Origin of the sequence: Luteolibacter arcticus (genome assembly GCF_025950235.1) — a bacterium.
GTDB classification, from domain to species: Bacteria; Verrucomicrobiota; Verrucomicrobiia; order Verrucomicrobiales; family Akkermansiaceae; genus Haloferula; species Haloferula arctica.
The window spans coordinates 97,140-119,131 of record NZ_JAPDDT010000007.1 but is presented as its reverse complement, the minus strand read 5'-3'; the positions used below and the strand labels follow the sequence as shown (position 1 = coordinate 119,131).

The 21,992-nt window shown below is 63.4% G+C and carries 15 protein-coding genes; 10 read left to right on the top strand and 5 right to left on the bottom strand.

Features of this window, described 5'->3' with window-relative positions:
• Positions 1–16: 16 nt before the first annotated feature.
• Positions 17–2,674 carry a DUF6600 domain-containing protein gene (locus OKA05_RS16490; protein WP_264488274.1) on the bottom strand — a complete coding sequence of 886 codons (2,658 nt, stop codon included), beginning with the start codon at positions 2,672–2,674 and terminating at the stop codon, positions 17–19.
• Positions 2,675–2,755: 81 nt separating this feature from the next.
• Positions 2,756–3,421, bottom strand: a complete 666-nt coding sequence (locus OKA05_RS16485) for a helix-turn-helix transcriptional regulator (protein ID WP_264488273.1) — start codon at positions 3,419–3,421, stop codon at positions 2,756–2,758.
• A 222-nt stretch (positions 3,422–3,643) separates the two neighbouring features.
• Between OKA05_RS16485 and OKA05_RS16480 the strand changes: the two genes are divergently transcribed.
• Together OKA05_RS16480 and OKA05_RS16475 are read left to right on the top strand one after the other, a co-directional pair.
• Positions 3,644–4,732 (top strand): phosphotransferase enzyme family protein, encoded by a 1,089-nt coding sequence (locus OKA05_RS16480; protein ID WP_264488272.1) that lies wholly within the window; start codon positions 3,644–3,646, stop codon positions 4,730–4,732.
• 105 nt (positions 4,733–4,837) lie between these two features.
• A complete protein-coding gene (locus OKA05_RS16475) occupies positions 4,838–5,752 on the top strand; it encodes an NAD-dependent epimerase/dehydratase family protein (RefSeq protein ID WP_264488271.1) in 915 nt (304 codons plus the stop codon).
• A gap of 1,299 nt (positions 5,753–7,051) precedes the next feature.
• Here OKA05_RS16475 and OKA05_RS16470 read toward each other — a convergent pair.
• Both OKA05_RS16470 and purM read right to left on the bottom strand, forming a co-directional pair.
• Positions 7,052–8,971, bottom strand: a complete 1,920-nt coding sequence (locus OKA05_RS16470; protein ID WP_264488270.1) for an amidophosphoribosyltransferase — start codon at positions 8,969–8,971, stop codon at positions 7,052–7,054.
• Positions 8,972–9,201: 230 nt separating this feature from the next.
• Positions 9,202–10,200, bottom strand: a complete 999-nt coding sequence (purM, locus tag OKA05_RS16465; RefSeq protein WP_264488269.1) for a phosphoribosylformylglycinamidine cyclo-ligase — start codon at positions 10,198–10,200, stop codon at positions 9,202–9,204.
• Between the two features lie 152 nt (positions 10,201–10,352).
• On the opposite strand from purM, the gene OKA05_RS16460 reads away from it, so the two are divergent.
• The 8 genes from OKA05_RS16460 to OKA05_RS16425 all read left to right on the top strand — a co-directional run bounded on the left by OKA05_RS16460 (position 10,353) and on the right by OKA05_RS16425 (position 21,360).
• Positions 10,353–12,128 carry a tetratricopeptide repeat protein gene (locus OKA05_RS16460; protein ID WP_264488268.1) on the top strand — a complete coding sequence of 592 codons (1,776 nt, stop codon included), beginning with the start codon at positions 10,353–10,355 and terminating at the stop codon, positions 12,126–12,128.
• Positions 12,129–12,313: 185 nt separating this feature from the next.
• On the top strand, positions 12,314–14,050 hold the full coding sequence (locus OKA05_RS16455) for a hypothetical protein (RefSeq protein ID WP_264488267.1): 1,737 nt from the start codon (positions 12,314–12,316) through the stop codon (positions 14,048–14,050).
• Positions 14,047–15,489 carry a UbiA family prenyltransferase gene (locus tag OKA05_RS16450; RefSeq protein WP_264488266.1) on the top strand — a complete coding sequence of 481 codons (1,443 nt, stop codon included), beginning with the start codon at positions 14,047–14,049 and terminating at the stop codon, positions 15,487–15,489. The genes OKA05_RS16455 and OKA05_RS16450 overlap by 4 nt, the downstream gene beginning before the upstream one ends.
• 41 nt (positions 15,490–15,530) lie before the next feature.
• The gene (locus tag OKA05_RS16445; protein ID WP_264488265.1) at positions 15,531–16,787 is read left to right on the top strand and encodes an FAD-binding oxidoreductase; all 1,257 of its coding nucleotides are present in this window, start codon (positions 15,531–15,533) and stop codon (positions 16,785–16,787) included.
• The gene (locus tag OKA05_RS16440; RefSeq protein ID WP_264488264.1) at positions 16,784–17,185 is read left to right on the top strand and encodes a GtrA family protein; all 402 of its coding nucleotides are present in this window, start codon (positions 16,784–16,786) and stop codon (positions 17,183–17,185) included. The genes OKA05_RS16445 and OKA05_RS16440 overlap by 4 nt, the downstream gene beginning before the upstream one ends.
• Entirely contained in the window at positions 17,182–17,922 is a 741-nt protein-coding gene (locus OKA05_RS16435; protein ID WP_264488263.1) for an SDR family NAD(P)-dependent oxidoreductase, read from the top strand. The genes OKA05_RS16440 and OKA05_RS16435 overlap by 4 nt, the downstream gene beginning before the upstream one ends.
• Positions 17,923–17,933: 11 nt before the next feature.
• The gene (locus tag OKA05_RS16430) at positions 17,934–19,718 is read left to right on the top strand and encodes a tetratricopeptide repeat protein (protein ID WP_264488262.1); all 1,785 of its coding nucleotides are present in this window, start codon (positions 17,934–17,936) and stop codon (positions 19,716–19,718) included.
• Positions 19,719–19,764: 46 nt separating this feature from the next.
• Positions 19,765–21,360: a DUF8728 domain-containing protein gene (locus tag OKA05_RS16425; protein ID WP_264488261.1), complete on the top strand. Its 1,596-nt coding sequence runs from the start codon at positions 19,765–19,767 to the stop codon at positions 21,358–21,360.
• Between the two features lie 16 nt (positions 21,361–21,376).
• Here OKA05_RS16425 and OKA05_RS16420 read toward each other — a convergent pair whose 3' ends face one another.
• Positions 21,377–21,952, bottom strand: coding sequence for a TVP38/TMEM64 family protein (locus OKA05_RS16420; RefSeq protein ID WP_264488260.1), 576 nt, complete (start codon positions 21,950–21,952; stop codon positions 21,377–21,379).
• Positions 21,953–21,992: the final 40 nt, after the last annotated feature.

The following is a 21,992-nucleotide window of genomic DNA, read 5'->3' as shown; positions in this document are numbered from 1 at the left end:
TTCACCTCCGCTTTGATCAACGTCCGCCGCGCGTGCGCTGTCCTTCTTCCTGCTGCTTGCGGTTGCGCTCGTCTTGTTCCTGGCGTGAGGGCTCCTGCTGTTCCTTCTGGCGTTCTTCTTGTTGGCGACGCGACTCCTCTTGCTGACGGGCTCGCTCCTCCTGCTGTTGGCGGGAACGCTCATCGGCTTCGCGACGCGCTTCCTCCTGGCGACGCTGCATCTCTTCCTGCTGGCGTGCGCGTGCTTCTTCTTGCTGGCGCGCACGCTCCTGTTGTTCACGCATGCGCTCCTCCTGCTGCGCACGTTGCTGCTCTTGTTGACGTGCGCGTTCCTCCTGCTGCGCACGCGCACGCTCTTCTTGTTGCTGGCGGGCAGTCTCCTGCTGCTGCTTCTGCATCTCCTCCTGTTGCTGGCGGCGTTGATTGTCTTCGGCCTGACGGCGCGACTGCTCCTGGCTCGCACGCGCTTCTTCCTGCTGGCGTTGACGGCTTTCCTCCATCTGGCGTTGGCCCGCTTCTTGTTGCTGACGCGCTTGATCGGCTTTCTGGCGAGCAGCTTCCTGCTGCTCGCGGCGTGCTTGCTCCACCAGTTCACGGCGACCGCCTTCTTCTGCTTCGGCGCGCGAACGATCTTGCGTTTGCCGGGACTCCTCCTGGCGCTGGCGGGCTTCCTCCTGACGCTGGCGCATCGGTTCCTGCTGCTGAGCCCGCGCTTCCTGAAGCTGCTGGCGACGGGTTTCATCCTGCGCGACCGCACCATCATTTCCTGCACGTCCCGGCACGACTGGCTGTGGCGTCGGACGACGGTTTTCACGTTGTGCGACCCCGCCCTCGTTCGCTTCACCTCGCGGCACCATCCCCTCCGGAAGCTGGGGTTGGGCCGGCCGCGTCGTCGGCTCCGCGGGAGTCGCACGTGGGGTCTCCGTGCGAGGCTGGCGTGGACGACGGTTGTCCGCGGTTTCACCGGCCGATGGATTACCCGGACGCGAGGTGCGATCCGCCGGCGTCTCCGCTTGAGGTTCGGCTTGGCCACGATTGCGCGACTCGCGCATGCGCTCTGCCAATTCGCGCTGACGTTCGGCAAGCGACGGCTTGCGATCGGCGGCTTCTCCTTGAGCCCCCTTGTCAGGAGTCGCCGGCTGTCCGGCCACGCTTCCCGGCGTGGGTTTGGTCTTGGCTTGCTGCCCGCGCTTCTCAGCCAGTTGTTCCTGCTTCTCCATCTGCTTCTCCATCTGCTTCTCCATCTGCTTCTCCATCTGCTTCTCGCGACGGGCTTCGACGAGTTCGCGCTGCTTCGCTTGATAGGTCTTCTGAGCTTCGGCCACTTTCTCGCGGTTGACTTCGAGCTGCTTCTTCACGTCCTCGCCTGCGGAATGGTCTCGCTTCCACGCCACCGCTTGCTCCTTCTGCTTCTGCCGCGACTCACGGAAGCGCTCGGTCCACTCCGGCTTGATGCCACTTTCAGCACGGACGGTTTTCACGTCATCCCACTTGCCAGCCACACGCTGGGGCTTGAGCTCGGCATTCCAGCGCGTGTTCATGCTCGGCGCGAAAACCGAGAGACGATTGCCGCGGAGTTCGCTCTTGCGATGGGCAAGATCTCGCAGGCCTTGGAAGCGATCGGTATCGAGCTGATAGACCCGCCATGGCTTGCCGACCATCGCGCGCAGCTTTTCAAAGCGCGGTCCACCACTGACCACGCGATCACGATCCATGTGGATGTTGGTGATGTTGACCGTCTTCTTGATGAAGATGTTGTTCTGCCCGACCGGCAGGCAATGACGCCAGATCGGGTCCGCCATGTTCCGGCAGTGGACGAAGGTGAAGCATCCATGCCCGATGCCGAAGTCCTTCTCAACATTGCGGTCCCAGCCGCGGCCGCGATAGCACAGCGTCTCCGGCGGCAGCGGTGCCCAGCCGACGCAGTCGTCGCCTTCACGCCAGGAGACCCACGATGGCGCCCACTCGTCGCCGGGCACCCACACCCATCCCTTGCCGCCGAGCAAGGTCCAGCGACCATAGTGGAAACATGCCCAGCCGAAAGGCTCATCCGACACCCATGCCCAGCCGCGATTCGTGCATGCCCAACGCCCGCGCGTGTATGGCCGCCATGAATTGTCCTGCACCACGATGCTCGGCTGGTACACGTAACCGTAGTCCGGCGTTTCGAACCACGAGCCGTAGGGCTGCAGGTCATCGTAAAAGGTTCCGTAGTCGGCGACCGGCTCTTGATAATCCTCGATGGGCTCTGGCTCCCAATCATCGAGCGACTCCTGGCCGGCAAGTTCCAGCTCGCGGTCGCTGAGACCTGCCTCGCGATCGGCGAGCTCCCCTTCGCGATCACGGAGATCCAGCTCACGGTCCGCCAATGCCTGTTGTCTTTCCTCAAGGGAAAGGTCGCGCTGCTCGACGTCTTGCTCGCGATCGGCGAGGCGGGCTTCCCGCTCGGCCTCGAGCGCGGCCTTCTCCGCATCCAACGCCAGGCGCTCGTCTTCGAGGCGCTGTCGTTCGAGCGCCATGCGCTCATCCTCCAGGGCGGCGCGTTCCGCGGCGAGGGCATCGGCAGTAGCATCGCTGCCACCGGAGGCGGCGGCAGACGTGGATTTCGTTTTGTCGCAGGAAGCGATCAGGAGGCACAGGGCAGACGATGCCCAAATCAGGCGGCGGGGTTTCATCGGTAGATGGGGATAGCGGGCATTTGACCGAAGACGGTCGAGGACTATTCAACCGCCTCGCAATTAAATCAAAGCGCCGCTTTAAACCCCCTCCCGCACGCCGAGCGTCGCCACCTCGTAATCGATCCGCGCCGGACCGCCACGCCCCCCGGGCACCTCCTTCCGCACGATGCGGGCGCCGAGAAGCTCCTCCATCATCCGGACCTCCAGGGTGACCGCCCCCGGATACGATTGGAAGACGGTCTGCAGCGGATGGTGGTATTCCTCAATTCGGAAACCCCGCGCGGGATCATACTTGCAGCGCCCGAAGCAGCCCTCCTTCTCGCGCAGCCCGGACAGCAGGGTCGCCCGCTCGACCAGCGACTTCGCCTTGGTCAGCTTCGGCCGCCAGCGCTCGCGGAGCTGGCTGAAATACTGCATCAGCAGCCGCTCCGGCGCGGCGGCGCCAAACAGCGCCCGCGCCGCATCCAGCAATTCCAGCGACAGCGAAACGCCGGCCTGGGGAAAGATCGCCTCCGCCTTCGGGGCCAGCCGGTACATGATTTCCGGCCGCCCCACCTCCTGCCGCGGCAGCCGCCAGCGCTCCAGATAGCCCAGCTTCACCAGCCGGTCGCACTGGTCCTTCATGCCCATGTAGCTCCCGCCCAGCCGCCGGCTCAGCTCGGGCACCGGCAGACCGCCGGAAATCTTTAGCTCATCGAGGATCTTCACCCATCCCTCTTTCACCAACTCGCGGAAGCCCGGCACGAACATGAACCAAACTCCCCGCCGCCCCCGCCCCGGATCAACCCAAATCCCCCGCTTTCTCCGGCTAAATTCCAGCGACATCAAGACTCATCCCCTTCGCAAAATCCCAGTAACGAAGCGCATTTCCAGAATCGCAAAAGTCATTTTTTTCTGGAATGTATGATCTTTCACACCTACCCCCTTGGCATGCATGATGTCCGACAAATTGCCGGCCTCTTCGATATGAGAGCCGACTTCGTGGATGCCCAGCCTTATGGCTCGGGGCACATCAACGACACGTACTGCGCGTGGTACGACCAAGCCGGCATCCGCATTCGCTACATCCACCAGCGGATCAACCATCACATTTTCAAGGATCCGGCGAGCCTGATGGAGAATATCGAGCGCGTCACCGCTCACTCGCTCGCCCGTCTTCTCGACCAGGATCACCCGGAAGCCCGCCGTCGCACGCTCACCGTGCTGCCCGGCTTGGACGGCAAGCCCTACGTGATCGATCGCGAGGGCAACTTCTGGCGCACCTACCCATTCATCGAGCGCGCCCGCGGCTACGATGAAATCCGTACCAACCTCCAGGCGGAGCAAGCGGCCAAGTCTTTCGGCGAGTTCCAGAAGCTCGCGGCCGACCTTGGCGGCAACCGCCTGAACGAGACCATTCCGAATTTCCACCACACGCCGAAGCGCCTCCAGGCACTTCAGGAAGCGATCGCCAGCGACAGCTTCGGCCGCGCGCGCAATTGCCAACCGGAGATCGAGTTCGCGCTGTCCCGTGCCACCGACTGCCGCAAGGTCACCGACCTGATCGCTGCAGGTGTGATCCCCGAGCGCGTCACTCACAACGATACCAAGCTCAACAACGTCCTGCTCGACGATGTGACCTCGGAAGGCGTGTGCGTGATCGACCTCGACACCACCATGCCCGGCTCGGTGCTCTATGACTTCGGCGACATGGTCCGTACCGCCACGCCGACCACCCGCGAGGATGAGACCGACCTCTCGCTGATCAATATCCGCCTCGATCGCTTCGATGCGCTGGTCCGAGGCTACGTCGATAGCGCCGCCTCCTTCCTCAACCGCGCCGAAATCGATCACCTCGCCTTCTCCGGCAAGCTGCTCACGCTCGAGTGCGGCATCCGCTTCCTCACCGACTACCTGCAGGGCGACACCTACTTCAAGACCAAGCGCCCCGGCCACAACCTCGACCGCTGCCGCTCGCAGTTCGCGATGGTGAAGGCGATCGAGGAAAATCTCGAGCGTATGGAAGAAATGGTGCAAGTCGCCGCCGGCAGCGACAAGATCGTGGCCGCTGCCTAATCAGCCAGACAGAAGGCCCCAAGACGACAGACAGAAGACTCGAAAGGGTCTTCTCGTTCGTCCTCAAGTCTTCCATCTGTCGTCTTCCCGTCTTCTGTCTCCCTTATGAAAATCCTCGTCACCGGAGGCTCCGGCTTCATCGGCTCTCACATCGTCGAGCACTATCAGGACAGGGCGGATGAGATCCGCGTGCTCGACAACCTCCGCACCGGCTACCGCAAGAATCTCGATGGACTGAAGCACGTCTTCATCGAAGGTTCGATCACCGATCGCGAGGTCGTGGCGAAAGCAGTCGAAGGCGTCGACTACGTCTTCCATCTCGCCGCTCTCGTCAGCGTGCCGGAGTCGATGGCGAAGCCCGCCGAGTGCGTGGACATCAATGTCCACGGTCTCCTCAATGTCCTCGAAGCCTCCGCCGCAGCGGGCGTGAAGAAGCTCGTCTTCGCTTCCTCCGCCGCGATCTACGGCGACAACCCGACGGTGCCGAAGCTTGAGACGATGCTGCCCGAGCCGAAGAGCCCGTACGCCGTCACCAAGCTCGATGGTGAGTACTACCTCGACCTCTTCAACCGCGAGCGCGGCCTCGAAACGGCAGCGATCCGTTTCTTCAACGTCTTCGGCCCGCGTCAGGATCCCAAGGGTGCCTACGCCGCAGCCGTACCCATCTTCATCGAGAAGGCAATCAAAGGCGAAGACATCACCGTCCATGGCGACGGCGAGCAAACCCGCGACTTCATCTACGTGAAGGACATCGTCGGCGCGCTGTCATTCGCCGTCGAAACTCCCGGCGTGACCGGCGTCTTCAATGCCGGCTACGGCGGCCAGATGACGATCAACGATCTCGCCTCGAAGATCCTCGCGGCAGCCGGTTCATCATCCCAAGTCCTCCACGGCCCCGAACGCGCCGGCGACGTGAAGCACTCGCGCTCCAGCGCCGACAAGCTCCGCGGTTCCGGCTGGCAGCCGCAGCACTCGCTCGACCAGTCCCTGGCAACAACGCTGGAGTTCTTCCGGAAATAAGGGGCGTCGACGTCCCGTCGACGCGCAGATCCACGGGGAGATGCTAGGTGCCACCGCGTCACCCTCCCCAGCGGTCGGACATCCGGACTGCTGAAACGATAAGTTGGAGACCCGGAGGAGCGCCGCATTCTTGGCAGTTGCTGGGCGCGGCGGGCTACGGCGCATCCAGAACTCGATCCACCCCCACAAAAACAGAAAAGCCGGAACGGCCCCCGATCCCCCCGGATCGTTCCGTCCCAGCCTCTCCGTGTGTGTGTAATCGTGGAAAATTTCAGCGCGCCGGGACCACCCGGCCCCGGGCGCGCTTGAATACTACGGTAACCAGAGTCTGAAAAACCGTGGGGCCGACACCTTGCCTGTCCCCCGACGGGCAGGTGTCGTTCCCCTGGCACCGATCGCCTCACAGACGGTGGCCGGCTTGGACATCCGCGAAACGAGCCCCCCGGCACCGTTCGCGATCCGTCGTCTGCTTGTGGCCACCGTTCCCCCCGAAAGGCGGGCCGGTGTTTTTTGGAAAGAGGTCGGCACCGCGGGGCTTGCGCCCCGAAACGGTGCCACGAGTTTCTCCAGTCCTTGTTCCCCGCCCGTCCCGAAAGCACCCCCCGGAACTTGCGATCCGGTCGAGGAGGTTTGGAGGTGGAAGAAGCTCGTCATACTATCCCAATCGCACTCTGGGACCCTGATTTCCAAAAAAGGTGGAAATCTTTTAAAAATAGGTGATCCGGGTAAGGCGATGCTCGGAGAATCAAGGCTTTACGGAAATCCGTGAATCTAAGGCGGCAGCCCGAAATCCACCTTGGAGCCGGTTCCCGGAGACGCATTCATGGGAATGCGCGCCGTGAGGGACCATTCCTTGGTGTCACCGGCCTGCCTCAAAACCCGACCACAACAAATCCGGCGGCCTTCTTCCCCGGAGGGGAAGAAGCGAGTAGCCGGGGGTCGAGCGAGGCACGAGCGACACCCCCGGTTAGAAGGCGACATGACAGGAACCCCGGATGGGGTTCAAGCCGGGCATGAATAACGGAGACGGCTGCTATCCCGGCTCTCGTTCCGACCGGGTGGAATTGTTAGAAACCGCGGGGTGCTTCCGGCCCGGCTGGAATCCCCTCCGGGATTCCTTTCGCATTCCTTTGGGTCCGGTGGTCTTCGCCGCTACGCGGCTGCGACCACCGGCTACTCGCTGGGATCCCTCCGGGATCGCCAAAGCCGCGACCCGAGGTGCTCCAACACTCTGGTGAATGCAGGCACGCTCATCCCATTCCGCGCTGTCACCAGCACGCCTACAGTTCGAAGGACACCTCAGAACGGCAAACCGTAGCTGCGCCCACCCACCCCATCGTACCAATTCACATACGCCGAGTTGACCATCGCGTATCCACCGGCCGTCGGATAGTCGCCGGTGAAGTACCAATCACCGCACGGACCCTTCACGGAAGCGCGGAGGTTTTCGATCGTCTGGAAGATCACCTGCACGTCGCAGTCGATATCCTCCGGCGAGACCATGCGGCTGATTTCCGCCGAGACCTCGTCGTCGGTGAAGGCCTCATAGACGCCCTTCACGCGGTTGACCATTTCACCCACCGGCTTCTGCAGCTCGCTACGGCATTCCTCGTAGATGCGGTCGAGCAACGACTGGCGGCCCGCGCGCCGGTGAAGCGCGATCGTAGCCTGGAAGGCGATGAACTTGCCGAGTTCCGACATGTCGATCCCGTAGCAATCGGGGTAGCGGATCTGCGGTGCGGTCGAGCACACCACGATCTTCCGCGGCTTGGTCCGCGCCAGAATCTTGAGAATCGACTTCTTCAGCGTGGTGCCGCGAACGATCGAGTCATCCAGCGCCACCAGCGCATCGTCGGAACGCACCACCCCATAGGTGATGTCGTAAACGTGGGACACCAATTGATCGCGACCCTTCTCCTGCGCGATGAAGGTCCGCATCTTGATGTCCTTGTGGGCGATCTTCTCGCCACGCGGCCAATTGCGGAGAATGAGATCGTCCAACAGCTCCGGAGTCAGCTCGCCATTCGCCTGAGCCTCGAGGATGGAGGAACGGACTTCCTGGCGGCGATACAGACGAAGGCCATCCATCAGGCCGTAGTAGGCGGTCTCCGCGGTGTTCGGGATGAAGGAAAAGACCGCCTTGTCGAAGGTGCTGTCGATCGCCTTCACCACCTGCGAGACCAGCGCGGCACCCATCGCCTTGCGCTCGCGGTAGATCTGCGGGTCATTGCCGCGCGAGAAGTAGATCTTCTCAAACGAGCAAGGTGAGAAACGCTGCGGCGGGGAAAACGGCGTGTCGGTGAAAGAGCCGTCCGCCTTGATCGTGACCACGCAACCCGGATCGACCGCCTTCACCTGCGAGGCATCCGCTTCGAAAACCGTCATCAGCGGCACCCGCTCGGAAGCGAAGGCGATGACATCCTCGGTGACCAGCATGTGGCAGGGCCGGATGCCGCGCGGATCGCGCATCACGAACATGTCGCCATTGCCGACCACACCGCAGATCGAATAGCCGCCGTCCCATGACTGCGCGGATTCACCGACGATGCGCGCGAGATCGAGATCGGAAGAAATCCTCTCCGGCATCTCGCGGCCATCCACACCTTCGTCGCGCAGCTTGCGGTAGAGGTCGGTGTGCGCTTCATCGAGATGGAAGCCGATCTCCTCGAGCACCGTCTGCGTGTCGGTGCCGAAGACCGGATGCTGGCCGCGATCGACAAGCACCTGGTTCAGCGCCGCCGCATTGGTCATGTTGAAATTGCCCATGACCATGAGCGTGCGCGTCGGCCAGTTGCTCCGGCGCAGGTAAGGATGGCAGGACCCTTCGTCGAACTCGCCGGAGGTGCCATAACGGAGGTGCCCGATGAGAACCTCGCCGCTGAAATCGTAGTTCGTCTTGATCGTGTCGGGACGCTTCGGATCGATGAGTCCCTTGCGGACCATCTTATTGAAGGTCTTCATCTCCTTGCGGAAGATGTTCGACAATCCATCACGCTCGCTGTCGCGGCGGCGGAAAATATACGGCTGCCCCAGTGGCATATCCAGCTTCGCGCAACCAATGCCGACCCCGTCCTGGCCGCGGTTGTGCTGCTTCTCCATCAGCAGGAAAAGCTTCTGGAACCCCCAAAGGGTGGTTCCATAGCGGTCGTAATAATAGGCCAGCGGTTTGCGGAGCCGGACGGCGGCGATTCCGCATTCGTGCTTCAGGGAGTCGCTCATGGAGACTGGAGAAGAAAACCGGAGACCGGGGAAGAAAACCGTGAACGGACGCCACTGGACGCCAGGGAAATGAACTCGATCAACGGGTGAGAATGACTGGGTCTCACCCGAATATCCGATGCTTGAAATCGATGATGAGGCCAATCGGCAGCCTCGGGATATCCTTTAGAATCAATTCGCGTCCATTGGCGTCCATTGGCGTCATTCGCGGTTGTGAATCGCTTCGGTGCTCACTCGCCGCGGACTTTCACCCGAACACCCTCGGTGTCAACTAGGGTACCGAGGATTGTTCCTCCCGGGCCGGCAGAAAGAATCTTTTCGGCTTCGTCGGGTGAAACGATGGCCACCCAGCCGATACCCATGTTGAAGGTGTGGAAGCGGTCCTCGGAATCGACGTGGGCCAGCAGCTTGTCGATGCCTGCCAGCTCCCACTTCGGAATCTCCAAGTCGGCGCCGAAGCCACGGAACAGGCGTTCCAGGTTCTCCGGCAGGCCGCCACCGGTGATGTGGGCGTAGGCTTTGGGCTTCACGCCCGCCTCGCGGATGCCGCGGACGACGTCGTGGTAAAGTCGGGTCGGCTCGAGGAAACCAATGAGTTCCTCTTCGCTCACGCAGCCGGGATGCTCCTTCAGCACGCGGCGGACAAGGCTCCAGCCATTGGCGTGGATGCTGTCGGACGCGTAGCCGACGAGAACGTCACCGACTTTAAGAGTAGAGGGATCGATCAGCTCGGGCTTCTCCGCGCAGCCGATGCAGAAGCCGGAGAGCTCGATCACGTCCACGGGGACGATGCCCGGCATTTCGGCCGTCTCGCCGCCCGCGAGGATGCAATCGCAGGAGGCGAGGTAGTCGCACATCCCGGAGATCAGGCGGGTGATCTTGTCTTCATCGAGCGCGGCGATGCCGATGTAGTCGAGGAACAGCAACGGATCGCCACCGGTGGTGAGGATGTCGTTCACACTCATCGCCACCAGGTCCTTGCCGGCGATCTCCAGGAGATCGTGCTCCAGCAGGAGCTCCAGTTTGGTGCCCACACCATCGCAACCGGTCACAATCACTGGCTCTTTATAAGAGCTGAGATCGTAACAGGCAGCGAAGAGACCGAATGCTCCGAGAAGCTTACGGTTCTGCTGCGTGCGGGCCACGTGGCTTTTGATGTCACCCACCAGGGCGGCCGCTCGTCGCGTGTCCACCCCGGCCTGCTGGTAGGTCAGCTTTGTTGCTCCCATGCGCTCAGTGCGGGGGTTGTGACAGCGCCCCCCCCGGCGGTCACGCGGAAAAACCGGGTAAATGTTGGAGGGGGGGTCGGGAGGTCCACCTAACCGGGGATATTTAGGATTTCCTTGAAATCAAGGACGTGTATTTAAGCAGGCACTCAGCGATGGTTCACCCTCCTCGACCCGCGTTTGACCGGCCGACGCTGCGCGTGGGCCTGCCTGTGGTATTGCTCGCGGCCGTGATCTTGGTGGCCTTCCAGCAGGTCTTCAAATCGCCGCTGGCGTACGACGACAGCACCTCGATCTCGCAGGTCCGCGCGTTCACCGGCTGGCAGCAGGTCTGGGGTCCGGATGCCTTCCTTTTCTTCCGCCCGGTGAAGAACCTCTTCTTCTACCTCGTCGAGCAAGCGGGAGGTGGGGCAACGCGCTACCACTGGGTGAACCTGGCCGCTTACTACCTGGCGGCCTGCGGGGTCTTCGGCCTGACCTTGCGGCTTTCGGGAAATGCCCTCGCTTCGTTTGCCGCGGGCGCGATCTGGGCGCTCTCGCCGACCGGCGGCACCGTCGCCGTCTGGGCGAGCTGCTTCAACATCAACATGGCGGCCGCCTCGATGGCCTTCTGCGCGATCGCCTACGACATCATGCGCAGCGGCTCCAGCCGCCATCCGGCGCTGCCGGGTGGGGCCGCCGCCTTTTTCCTGCTGCTCGGGCTCCTTTCGTACGAAACCGCGATCGCCACTGCCCCGCTGCTGGTGCTGGTGGATGCCTTTCGAGGCCGCAAGGTCCTCAGCAAGCAGTCGTTGCGGATCTATGCGGGCATCGCGGGAATCGTCCTGGCATGGCTGGTGTGCCGGCAACTGAGCGGGGTTCCCGGCGTGCGTGCCCAGAATCCGAGCTTCGCGCCGGACATGCCTTATTGGCAAGCGACCGCCTCGGCCCCCTACTTTCTCTGGACCCATTTCCTGATGTGGGCTGCCCCCGCCAACCGGCTGGAGACCTTCGGCAGCTACTTGTGGGACCGCTCCGTTCCTGCAGCGATCCTGCCGTTCTGTTGGATCCTCCTGCTCGCCGCGATCTTTCTCGGCGTGCGCCTGTGGAAACGGGCGCCGCTTTTGGTTTTCGGTGCCGCATGGTTCCTCATCGCGGCCATGCCGTCGGGGAATTTCGTGCCGCTCAAGAACACCCCCTACGCCGATTACTATGTGCCGATCCCATCGATCGGCCTCTGCATCATGGTGGCGGCCATCCTGCGGGCCGCTTTCCAGCGCCTGCGGGAGCCCGGCCTCAGCCGGCCCGCCATGGCAGCCGCGGTCGCCACCTTCCTGGGCATCGCTGGTTGGCGGCTCGCCCAACTCCCGGTCCTCACCGATTGGCTGGTGGCATGGGAGATACCGCCACGGGTCATGGCCCGCACCGCCACCGCGCGCCCGCATCAATACCTCGCCCAAGCGGTGATGGCCTACGACATCGCCTTCAGTGACAATGAGAAGAGCGAGGAGATCCTCAACGTCATCGAGTCCAGCGCCGGCCAGGCGGAGAAAGACATGCCCGACCTAGGCATCATCCATGCCGCCTTGGGCGAGGCGGCCCGGTGCCGGGGCGAACGCCAGCAAGCCATCGACCGCTTCGAAAGGGCCCTGGTTTCACGACACAGCGGCATCGATACCCACCTGAAGTCGCGCCACCACCTGGTCGTCACCCTGCTGGATGACACCACCCAGCTCGACCGCGCCTACGCCAACCTGCTGGTGCTGCTCCGCCAGCGGGACTCCAAGGACCACCCGCAGTACATACTGCTCGCCGCCCAACTGATGCGCCAGACCGGAAAGCCCGCCGAGGAACTCAAAGCACTGGAAAAGGGCCTCCACTATCACCCGGGCAACCCGGAGATCCTCGCCGCACTGGAGCGAGCCCGCGCCCGGGCGACCAAACCATCCTAGCGACCTCCCGCCCTTCTCCCGGAACGGTCACATCGAAGAATTTTGGGACTATGGCCACTCAACAAGGCAGGACCGCCTGATATTTTAGATTTCCTTGAAATCAAGGATGTGTATTTAACCCGGGCACAAAAGCAATGGCCACCCCATCCCCAGCCCCAGCTTTTTCCAGGCGAATTGCGCCGGGCGTGGGCTTGCTGCTTTTGCTCCTCGGGATCGTGACCGTGGTCGTCTTCCAGCCGGTATTCAAGGCACCGCTGGCTCTCGACGACCAGATCACGCTGACTCACATCCGCCAGTTCGAAAGCTGGCACCAGGTTTGGAAGGCCGACGCATTCCACTTCTTCCGGCCGGTGAAGAACCTCTTCTTCTATCTGGTCGAGCAGTCGGGCGGCGGAGCGACCCGCTATCACTGGATCAATCTGGGTGCCTATTTCGTCGCCGCTTGCGCAGCCTTCACCCTGGGCTTGCGGCTATCGGGCCGCCTTGCCACGGCTTTCGCCGCCGCCGCGATCTGGCTGCTGTCGCCCACCGGCGGGACCAATGCCGTTTGGGCCACCTGCTTCAACATCAATGTCGCGGCCGCCTCGATGGCATTTTGCGTCGCCTGCTACGACATCGCCCGCGACGAATCGCGCCACAGCCGGATCTGGGGTGCGGCCGCAGCGGCGTTCTTTGTCTTCGGCTTGCTTTCCTACGAGACCGCGGTCGCCACACCTGCCCTGCTCGTGCTGGTCGATGTCTATCGGGGACGAAAGCTCTGGAGCAAGCCGTCGCTCATCCGCTACGCATCGATGGCACTCGCCATCGTGGCATGGCTGGCGTGCCGCCATTGGGTGGGAGCTGCCGGCGTCCAGCAGACCAATCCCAGCCTCGATCCGGCGATGCCGGCCTGGCAATTGACAGCCTCGGCCCCTTACTTCCTGTGGACCCATATCAAGATGTGGGCCCTTCCCTCCGGCCGGCTTGAGATGCTCGGTAGCTATCTGTGGGACCGCTCGATTCCCGCCGCGATGCTGCCCTTCCTGTGGGTCTTGTTCCTTGGCCTGGTTTACCTTGGTATCCGCCATTGGAAGCGAGCTCCGCTGTTCTTTTTCGGCCTCGCGTGGTTCGTCACCGCGGCGGCACCCTCGGGGAATTTCCTGCCCTTGGGGAATACCCCGGCTGCCGACTACTACGTGCCCATCCCCGCGATCGGCCTCAGCCTCTCCTTGGCAGCGATCCTCCAAATGGCCGCCACCCGACTCCGCGGCACGGCGTTGGCGGAACACCGCTCGGCAACCCTCGCGGCCATGGCCACCATGGTATGCATCTGCGGTTGGCGACTGGCCCAGATCCCGGTTCTAACTGGTTGGCTGACCGCTTGGCAGAACCCGGCCCAGGTGATGGCTCTCACGGCTGCCGCCCGCCCGCACCAGTTCTACGCCCACGCCGCGACCGCCTACTACCTGGCCTACGACGAAGGAGCCAAGGACGAGCAAATCCTCCAGACCATCGAATCGAGCGCCCTCGCGGCGGAGAAGGACATGCCCGATCTCGGACTTGCCCAGTCCGCACTGGGCGAAGTGGCCCGGCGGCGAGGTGACCGGAATCTCGCGGCGGCGCTCTTCGAGAAGTCGATCGGCGCGCGCCATCCTTCCACGGACACCTTGCTGTGGTCCCGCAAGCAACTGGTCCTCACCCTGAGCGACGATCCCTCCCAATTTGACCGGGCATTCCCGCATCTGCTGGTGCTGCTCCAGCACCGCGGCCGCCGGGACCACCCCCAGTGTGTGCTCCTCGCCGCCAAGCTGATGCGCGGCGCGGGCAAGCGGGATGAAGAGCTGAGAACCCTGGAGAAGGGCCATCTCTATCACCCGGCCAACGCCGAGATCCTCTCAGAACTGGAGAACGCCCGTAGCCGGGCCGCCGAACAATCCTCATGAGCCGCGCCGCCACCGACATCCCCTTGTGCGTCGATCTCGATGGCACACTGATCAAGTCCGACCTCCTCCACGAGTCGCTGCTGCGGCTGCTGCGGCACCGGCCATGGATGGCCCTGCGCCTACCCCTGTGGATGGCCGGCGGCAAGACGCGGCTGAAGTCGAGGCTCGCCGCGGTGCTGCCGGAAGCCGCCACCCCTCCCCCGCAACGCGAGGACTTGATGGACTTCCTCAAGTCCGAGCAGGACAGTGGTCGCGCCGTCTATCTGGTCACCGCCTCTCACCAGGCCGCGGTCGAGCAAGTCTCCGGGGTGTTTCCTTTCGACGAGGTCATCGCCTCGACCGACACGCTGAACCTGAAGGGTGAGAACAAGGCCAACCTGCTGGTCGAGCGCTTCGGCGAAAAGGGATTCGACTACGCCGGCGACTCGCGGGCCGATGAAGCGGTGTGGCGGCGCGCGCGCAAGGCGATCGTCGTGCATCGCTCGGCGCGGCGCATCCGGCAGTTGGAAGAGACCTTCGAGGTCGATCGCTCATTCCAACCGGTGGGCACCACATGGCGGGATTGGGTGAAGGCCCTGCGCGTCCATCAGTGGGCGAAGAATCTCCTCATCGCCGTCCCCTTTCTGGTCGGTCACCACTACCATGCCGGATGGCAGATCGCGGGCCTCTTGACCGCGTTCCTCTCGATGAGCCTGTGCGCCTCGGGCACTTACCTGTGGAATGACTTGCTCGATCTCGAATACGACCGCGCCCATCCGCGCAAGCGGAACCGCCTCGCCGCCTCGGGCAAAACCAGCATCCCGCGAGTCGTGATCGCCTCGGTCGCCATGGTGGCGGCGGGTCTTGGTACCGGCTTCATGCTCTCGCCGGCGTTCGGCCTGCTGCTGATGGGCTACATCGTCGCCACGCTTTCCTACTCGCTGCATTTCAAGAAGGTCGCCATCGCCGATATCTTCCTGCTCGCGATGCTCTACCTGTCCCGCGTGATCGGTGGCATCCTGATCTCCGAAGCAGTGGTGTCGTTCTGGCTGTTCAATTTCACCTTCCTGCTGTTCGTCTCGCTGGCCGCGGCGAAACGCTTCGTGGAGCTGAAAACCGTGACCGATGCCGGTGCCGGATCGATCCAAGGCCGCGGCTATCGCGCCGACGATCTCTCGGTGGTCTCCCAGCTCGGTGTCGCCTCCGGCGTGGCGTCGTGTATCGTTCTCGGGCTCTACTCGAACAGCGAACAGGTCACCTCCCTCTATCAGCGTCCCGAATGGTTCTGGGGCATCTGCGTGGTCGCCTTCTACTGGATCACCCGCATCTGGTTCATCACCCATCGCGGGGAAATGCATGATGACCCGGTGGTCTTCGCCCTCAAGGATCCCGGCACCTGGGTACTCGGCTTGATCGGCATCGCCTGCGTCCTCCTCGCAGCCCCGCTCCCCGCTTCATGATGCGCCGGCCGGTCCAATCCTGGGGACGGCTTCGTCCCGCCATGGCCGAGGTGATCTCTCCCGCGTGGCCCGACCAGCTTTCCGCGACAAGCGGTCCGCTCCTCGCCTACGGGCTCGGCCGCTCGTATGGCGACTCGTGCTTGTTAGATGGCGGCACCATGGTCGACATGCGGTTTCTCGACCGGCTGATCGACTTCGATCCGCAAACCGGCATCCTCAAGGCCGAAGCAGGCGTCACCCTCGATGCCATCCTAACCTTCGCCGTCCCGCGCGGCTGGTTCCTGCCGACCACGCCGGGCACCCGGCAGGTCACGCTCGGTGGCGCGATCGCCAATGACGTGCATGGCAAGAATCACCATCGCATCGGCTGCTTCGGCAATCACGTCCCGCGCTTCGGCTTGCTCCGCTCCGACGGCTCGCACCTCACCTGCCGGGAAGGCGAGCCGCTGCATGCCGCCACCATCGGCGGGCTCGGCCTCACCGGCATCATCACCTGGGTCGAGTTGAAGCTCGTTCCGATTCGTTCGTCGATGCTGGACGTGGAACTGATCCGCTTCCGCGGGATGGAGGAGTTCCTCGCGATCTCCAGCGACTCCTCGCAAGCATGGGAACACACGGTGGCATGGATTGACTGCCTCAGCCCCGGCGTCGCCGCGACACGTGGCATTTTCATCCGCGGCAATTGGGCGAACGATGGAGGCCTTGAGCCACATCAATCCGGAGGCGCCGGCGTTCCCATCGACTTCCCGGAGATCGCGCTGAACCCGCTGTCGATCCGCGCTTTCAACACGCTCTACTACCGCCGCTTCCTGGGCAAGACGAAGCGCTATCAGCAGCATTACTCGCCGTTCTTCCATCCGCTGGATTCCGTGCACGATTGGAACCGCATCTACGGCAAGCGCGGCCTCTTCCAGTACCAGTGCGTCACGCCCTTCGAGGCTGGCAGCGCGCCGATGGAAGAGATCCTCAAGACCATCGCTTCCACGGGCCAGGGATCCTTCCTCGCGGTGCTCAAGACCTTCGGGGAAATCGCCTCCCCGGGCATGCTGTCGTTCCCCTCGCCCGGCATCACGCTGGCGCTCGATTTCCCGAATCGCGGGGCAAGCACCCTGCAGTTGTTCGAAGCCCTCGATCACATCGTGCGCGACTGCGGCGGCCGGCTCTATCCGGCGAAGGACGCCCGCATGGCAGCGGACGACTTTCATCGTGCCTACCCGCGGCTGCCCGAATTCATGCAGCACCTTGATCCGGCGTTCACCTCGGACTTTTGGAAACGGATGACCTGCACCGCAGCATGAAGCTCGCGCTCCAATACATCTTATTCGCGATCATCGCGACGGCTGCGAACCTGCTCGTGCAGCTCGTGGTCACCGCGTTGGATCCCACGCAGTTCAAGTTCTGGAGTGCGCTGGTGGCCGGCACCGGCGCGGGACTCGTGGTGAAGTACCTGCTCGACAAGCACTACATCTTCCAAGCCCACCACCTCACCAGTGCCACGGACATCGGCAAGAGCTTCTTCCGCTACGCCCTCACCGGCTTGCTGACGACCGGCATCTTCTGGGGCCTGGAACTCGGCTTCCACCATGGCTTCCCGTCATGGCCGGCTGCCAAGTACGTCGGCGGCGCGATCGGTCTCGCGATCGGCTACGTCTGGAAATACCAGCTCGACCGCCGCTTCACCTTTGCCACCCCATGAGTTCTTACCGCGCCGCCATCTTCGGAGCCACTTCGGCCATCGCCCAGGACCTGCTCCGCACTCTCGTGGCGGAGCAAAAGCAAGCCGACCTCCTGCTGATCGGCCGCGATGCCGCCAAGCTGGAAGCCGTGGCTGCCGACCTGCGCACCCGCGGTGCTGAATGCCGCACCATCCCCATCGACCTGACCGATCCCTCGGTGGACTGGAAGAAGCTGTTAGATTCCGCCGCGCCGTGGGATCTCTTCCTGCTCGCCCATGGCTCGCTGCCCGATCAGGAGCAAACGCTGGCCGATGGCAGCGCCGTCGCTCGCGAGATCGCGGTCAATTTCACCAGCCAGGCGGTGATCGCCGCCGCCTGCTCGGAGATCCTGACCCGCCAGGGGCGGGGAACTCTGGCCGTCATCGGCTCGGTCGCAGGCGACCGCGGGCGCCAGTCGAATTTCCTCTACGGTTCCGCCAAGGCCGGCATCGACACCTTCATGGCCGGCATGCGTCACCGGCATGCCGCACAGCAGGACATCCGCATCGTGCTGCTCAAGCCCGGCATGACCGACACGCCGATGACCGCCGGCGTGAAGAAGGGGCCGCTCTTCACCTCCTCGCACAAGGTGGGAGCCCTCGGCTGGCAAGCCATCCGCAAGGGCAAGCCGGTCGCCTACCTGCCCGGCTGGTGGCGCTGGGTGATGCTCATCATCTGCAGCGTACCTTCCCCGGTCTTCCTCAAGACCAAACTCTAACAGAGCGATCCATGACCAACCCTCCCACCACCGATTCGCTGCCAGCGCAGCGCATCCCGGACCGTTTCATCTACATCGCCCTCTTCGCCGTGATGTGCGCCGTGGTGGCGCTTGCCTGGCCGGGTCTCAGGTCACCGTCTTTCCTCGATGACCTGGATCACGCGGCCCACGTCACCCACTTCAGTGGCTGGAAGGATACGCTGGGCACCGATTGCTTCGGCCTGTTCCGCCCCTTCAAGAATATCGTCTATTACTCATTCCATCGCTTCGGGACCCCGCCGCCCCTGCTCTGGCACAGCATCCCGCTCGGTCTTTATCTCGGTGCCGTTGCAGCCGTGTTCGCGCTCTCGCGCCGGCTCACCTCCTCATCCCTTGCCGGCCTGGCCGCCGCAGCCTTGTGGGCACTCAGCGCCACCCAGACCACCACCGTCATCTGGATGGCCTGCTTCAATATCAGCCTCTCGGTCATACTGATCTGCCTCGCCGTTCTCCAATACGACCGCTCCTGGGATTCCGCGCGCCCGTGGGCCGGCCGTCTCCCCGCCTGTCTGGTGCTTACCTTTCTCGCGTTGGTTTCCTACGAAACCGCTCTCTGCATCGCACCCGTCTGCGTCGCTACCGATGTCTTGCGGAAACGCCGCCTCTTCTCGAAGCCGGCACTGCTCCGGTATGCCGCGCTCGCCGCAGTGACCCTCGGCTTCCTCGTCCTCCGGCACCAGCTCGGCGGCGTCTCCAAGGCGAACTACAACAACTTCAGCTTCGACCCTGAGATGCCGCTGTGGAAGCTCAGCGTCTCCGCCCCGTGGCTGATGTGGCGGCACTTCTCGATGTGGTTCTTCCCGTTCGGACGCGTCGAGTTCATGAGCACCTACATCTGGGGCAAGTCCGCTTCGATGCTCGATCTCGCGGGTGCCTGGGGATTCTTCCTGATGCTCGTCGCCGCGTGGGGGTTCACCCTGCGGCGTCTTCCGCTCTTCGCGTTTGGCATCGCATGGTACTTCCTCGCTAGCTTTCCGTCCTCGAACTTCATCCCCTTGCGATCCGGCCCGATCGAGGACTACTACGTCGTGGTCCCGGGCGTCGGCCTTGCCATTGCGGTGGTCGCACTCCTGCGCGCGGCCCGCGGATGGATCGCCACCCCGCAAGGATCGTCGCTCGGATACAAGAAGCTAACAGCGACCTGCCTCGTCGGTTCCATCCTCGTGCTGAAGCTCGCTGGCATCCCGCTCTTCTGGCACCAGGCGACCCTCTGGAACGACCCCCTCCGGCTCTACCTTGCCGCCGCCTACGACCGGCCGGCGCAGTTCCAACAGAAGAACCTCGCTGCCCGCGAACTCATCTACCGCGGCGACTACGTCACGGCCAAGCAGCTCGTTGATGAATCCCTCGCCGACGGCCCTTGGTACACCATCAACTACCTTCTGTTAGGAGAGATCGCCATCCGTGCGGGCGACTACAAGGCCGCCGCCGACTATTTTGACCGTTCCCAATCGATGGCAGACACCAGTCCCCGCTTCAGGGAATTCATTCATCTCCGGCGCGCTGAAATCCACGTTGCTTCGGGAAATCTCGTCGAGGCCAGGGACTTGCTGCTGCCACTACTCCGGCGAACCGGGGGTGAGGAACATTATCCCGCCACGGTGATGCTGGCGGACATATACTTCCGTCAGGGCGATCGGGAAAAAGCCCGCAAGACCTTGGAAAAATCCGCCACCTTCCACCCCCAGAAGCGAGGCGAAATCGAGCAACTGATGCTTCAGCTTGCCTCCCAAACGTCCGTGCCCACCGGCAATTGAACCCTTCTCATTTCCCCTTCTCATCCGCCCGCAAACTTCCCGGCTCATGACAGCTCCCCAGACAAAGAAGCAGATCCCTCTCGATACCTTGCTCGTGACCGGCCTGTGGTACCTGCTGTGCCTCATCGGGCTGCTCGCGATCCTCGTCCTGAACGAAGGTAAGTTCACCTACACCCTCGACGACCCCTACATTCACCTCGCAGTGGCCGAGCAAATCGCGGCGGGGCACTACGGCATCAATTCGACGGAGTTCTCCGCCCCATGCTCGAGTCCCATCTGGCCCTTCCTGCTCGCTCCGCTCGCGCGCCTGTCGATCGGTGAATACTTCCCGCTCGTCCTGAACATCGTGTTCGGCGGCCTTACCGCCGGGATCCTCTTGAAGCGCGCGCGGATCGTCCTGCCGGAAAGCATGACCGGACGCGTGGTGGTCTGTTGGGCCATCCTCGCCGGGTGCAACGCCCTTGGCATCGTATTCAACGGCATGGAGCACAATCTCCAACTGCTCGCCGCGATCATCCTGGTCGAGGGCATGGTGCGCATCACCGAAGGCACCGCACCCGGCAAGTGGTTCTGGATCGCGGTGATCGCCGGTCCCTTGGTCCGCTATGAAAATCTCGCCCTCTCCGCGGCGGCCTGCGGCCTGTTGCTTTTCACCGGACGTCCCAAGGCGGCAGTGATCGCCGGTGCTGCCGCCCTTGCGGGCTTGGCCGCGTTCTCGCTGTTTCTTCACGGGCTGGGATTGCCAGCGATCCCCAGCTCCATCAGCGCGAAATCCCAGTTCGCGAAAAGCGGCCTCGTCCGCGCGATCCAGCTCACCTTGGAGAATAGCTTGATGGGGAATCGCGGCGTCTTGCTGCTTCTGTTCACCTCGGCCCTCGCCGTCATTGGCCTCGCCGCCGGCCCGAAAACCGCGCGGGGCAAAGCCGCCTTGCTACTCGCAGGGGCGGGCTTGTTGCATGCGATCTTCGGCACCTACGGATGGTTCAATCGCTACGAGTCCTACATTTACGGATCGACGCTGTTTGCGCTATTCGCCCTGGCCCCCCTTCCCGAGTCGCTGGTGAGCCGGTGGCGCCCGGTCCACAGCTTCGCGGTCGCCTTGTTCGCGCTGGTGATCTCTTACCCGTATTTGAGGGCACTCCCGCAAATGCCGATGGCTGCCAACAACATCTATGCGCAGCAATTCCAGATGCACCGCTTCGCCACCGACTGGTGGAAGCGCCCCGTGGCCGTCAATGACCTCGGCTGGGTAAGCTACCGGAATGACCAGCACGTACTCGACCTATGGGGCTTGGGCTCGAAGGCCGCGCTCGAGGCCCGTTTGGGCGGCAAGGATCCTTCCTGGTCCTGGGCGAGAACCATGGCGCAGGAGCAGAACGTGGGGCTCGTGATGGTCTTCGAGAGCTGGGTACCGGCGAAGACCGCAGGATGGTTCAAGGTGGGTGAACTCCAGCTCACCGGGGAGGCGGTTTCCACCGCGTCCCCGCTGGTCGGCTTCTTCGCCACCTCACGGGAATTGATTCCGGAGATCGAGGCACAGTTGCTGGATTTCCGCAAAACCCTGCCGCCGGGAGCCCAACTCGTCACCCGTGCCGAAGCCCTTGCGGCCCGCAGCCAGGGCGGCGCGCCTCCCGTGCAGTGATCGATCGCCTTCCCGGTCACTCCTCGCGAACCGGCTGCCGCCGGCTGAGCCAGCTCCGCAGCAAGCTCACCAGCAGCGCGAGCGCCACCACCCCGGCCACCGTCAGGACCACCTTCCACGCCGAGCTTTCGGTGAGTGCCTGGCCGATCCACACAAAGCCGACCGCATACGGCAACTGCGCCAGCAGCGACACGGCGAGGTAGCGGCCGAACCCGACCTCCGCGAGGCCGAGAATGTAGTTCTGCAGGAACAGGGGCATCCCGGGCGCAATCCGGAAAAGCAGCAGGAACCTCAGTTCGTCCTCCGATCCCAAGCGCGGAACCGCAATCCCGCGTCCCGTAAGCCATCGCTCCAACGGAGTGCGCACCACGCGACGCGCCAGCCAATAGCCGAGCGTCATGTTTACCGCCAGCGCGAGCATCCCCAGGCCGAAGCCCGCCACCGCCCCGAACCTCGCCCCCGCGAGGACAAACAGCACGCTCACCGGAAAAGGCCCGAGCGGCAGGAGCACCATCCCGGCGAGGAACAGCGCCGGAGGGGCGGTGTTCAACACCTCAAGCAAGCGGTCCTTCCAAACGAGCAGTTGGTCCATCGACTGGAACACTCTCGCGCCAACTTGATACTCCGCGAAG

Coding starts and splice junctions, on each gene's coding strand:
- OKA05_RS16470 (WP_264488270.1), bottom strand. CDS start 8,971: ATGAGCGACTCCCTGAAGCACGAATGCGGAATCGCCGCCGTCCGGCTC.
- OKA05_RS16460 (WP_264488268.1), top strand. CDS start 10,353: ATGGTTCACCCTCCTCGACCCGCGTTTGACCGGCCGACGCTGCGCGTG.
- OKA05_RS16435 (WP_264488263.1), top strand. CDS start 17,182: ATGAGTTCTTACCGCGCCGCCATCTTCGGAGCCACTTCGGCCATCGCC.
- OKA05_RS16445 (WP_264488265.1), top strand. CDS start 15,531: ATGGCCGAGGTGATCTCTCCCGCGTGGCCCGACCAGCTTTCCGCGACA.
- OKA05_RS16425 (WP_264488261.1), top strand. CDS start 19,765: ATGACAGCTCCCCAGACAAAGAAGCAGATCCCTCTCGATACCTTGCTC.
- OKA05_RS16490 (WP_264488274.1), bottom strand. CDS start 2,674: ATGAAACCCCGCCGCCTGATTTGGGCATCGTCTGCCCTGTGCCTCCTG.
- OKA05_RS16430 (WP_264488262.1), top strand. CDS start 17,934: ATGACCAACCCTCCCACCACCGATTCGCTGCCAGCGCAGCGCATCCCG.
- OKA05_RS16420 (WP_264488260.1), bottom strand. CDS start 21,952: ATGGACCAACTGCTCGTTTGGAAGGACCGCTTGCTTGAGGTGTTGAAC.
- OKA05_RS16475 (WP_264488271.1), top strand. CDS start 4,838: ATGAAAATCCTCGTCACCGGAGGCTCCGGCTTCATCGGCTCTCACATC.
- OKA05_RS16450 (WP_264488266.1), top strand. CDS start 14,047: ATGAGCCGCGCCGCCACCGACATCCCCTTGTGCGTCGATCTCGATGGC.
- OKA05_RS16440 (WP_264488264.1), top strand. CDS start 16,784: ATGAAGCTCGCGCTCCAATACATCTTATTCGCGATCATCGCGACGGCT.
- OKA05_RS16480 (WP_264488272.1), top strand. CDS start 3,644: ATGAGAGCCGACTTCGTGGATGCCCAGCCTTATGGCTCGGGGCACATC.
- purM (WP_264488269.1), bottom strand. CDS start 10,200: ATGGGAGCAACAAAGCTGACCTACCAGCAGGCCGGGGTGGACACGCGA.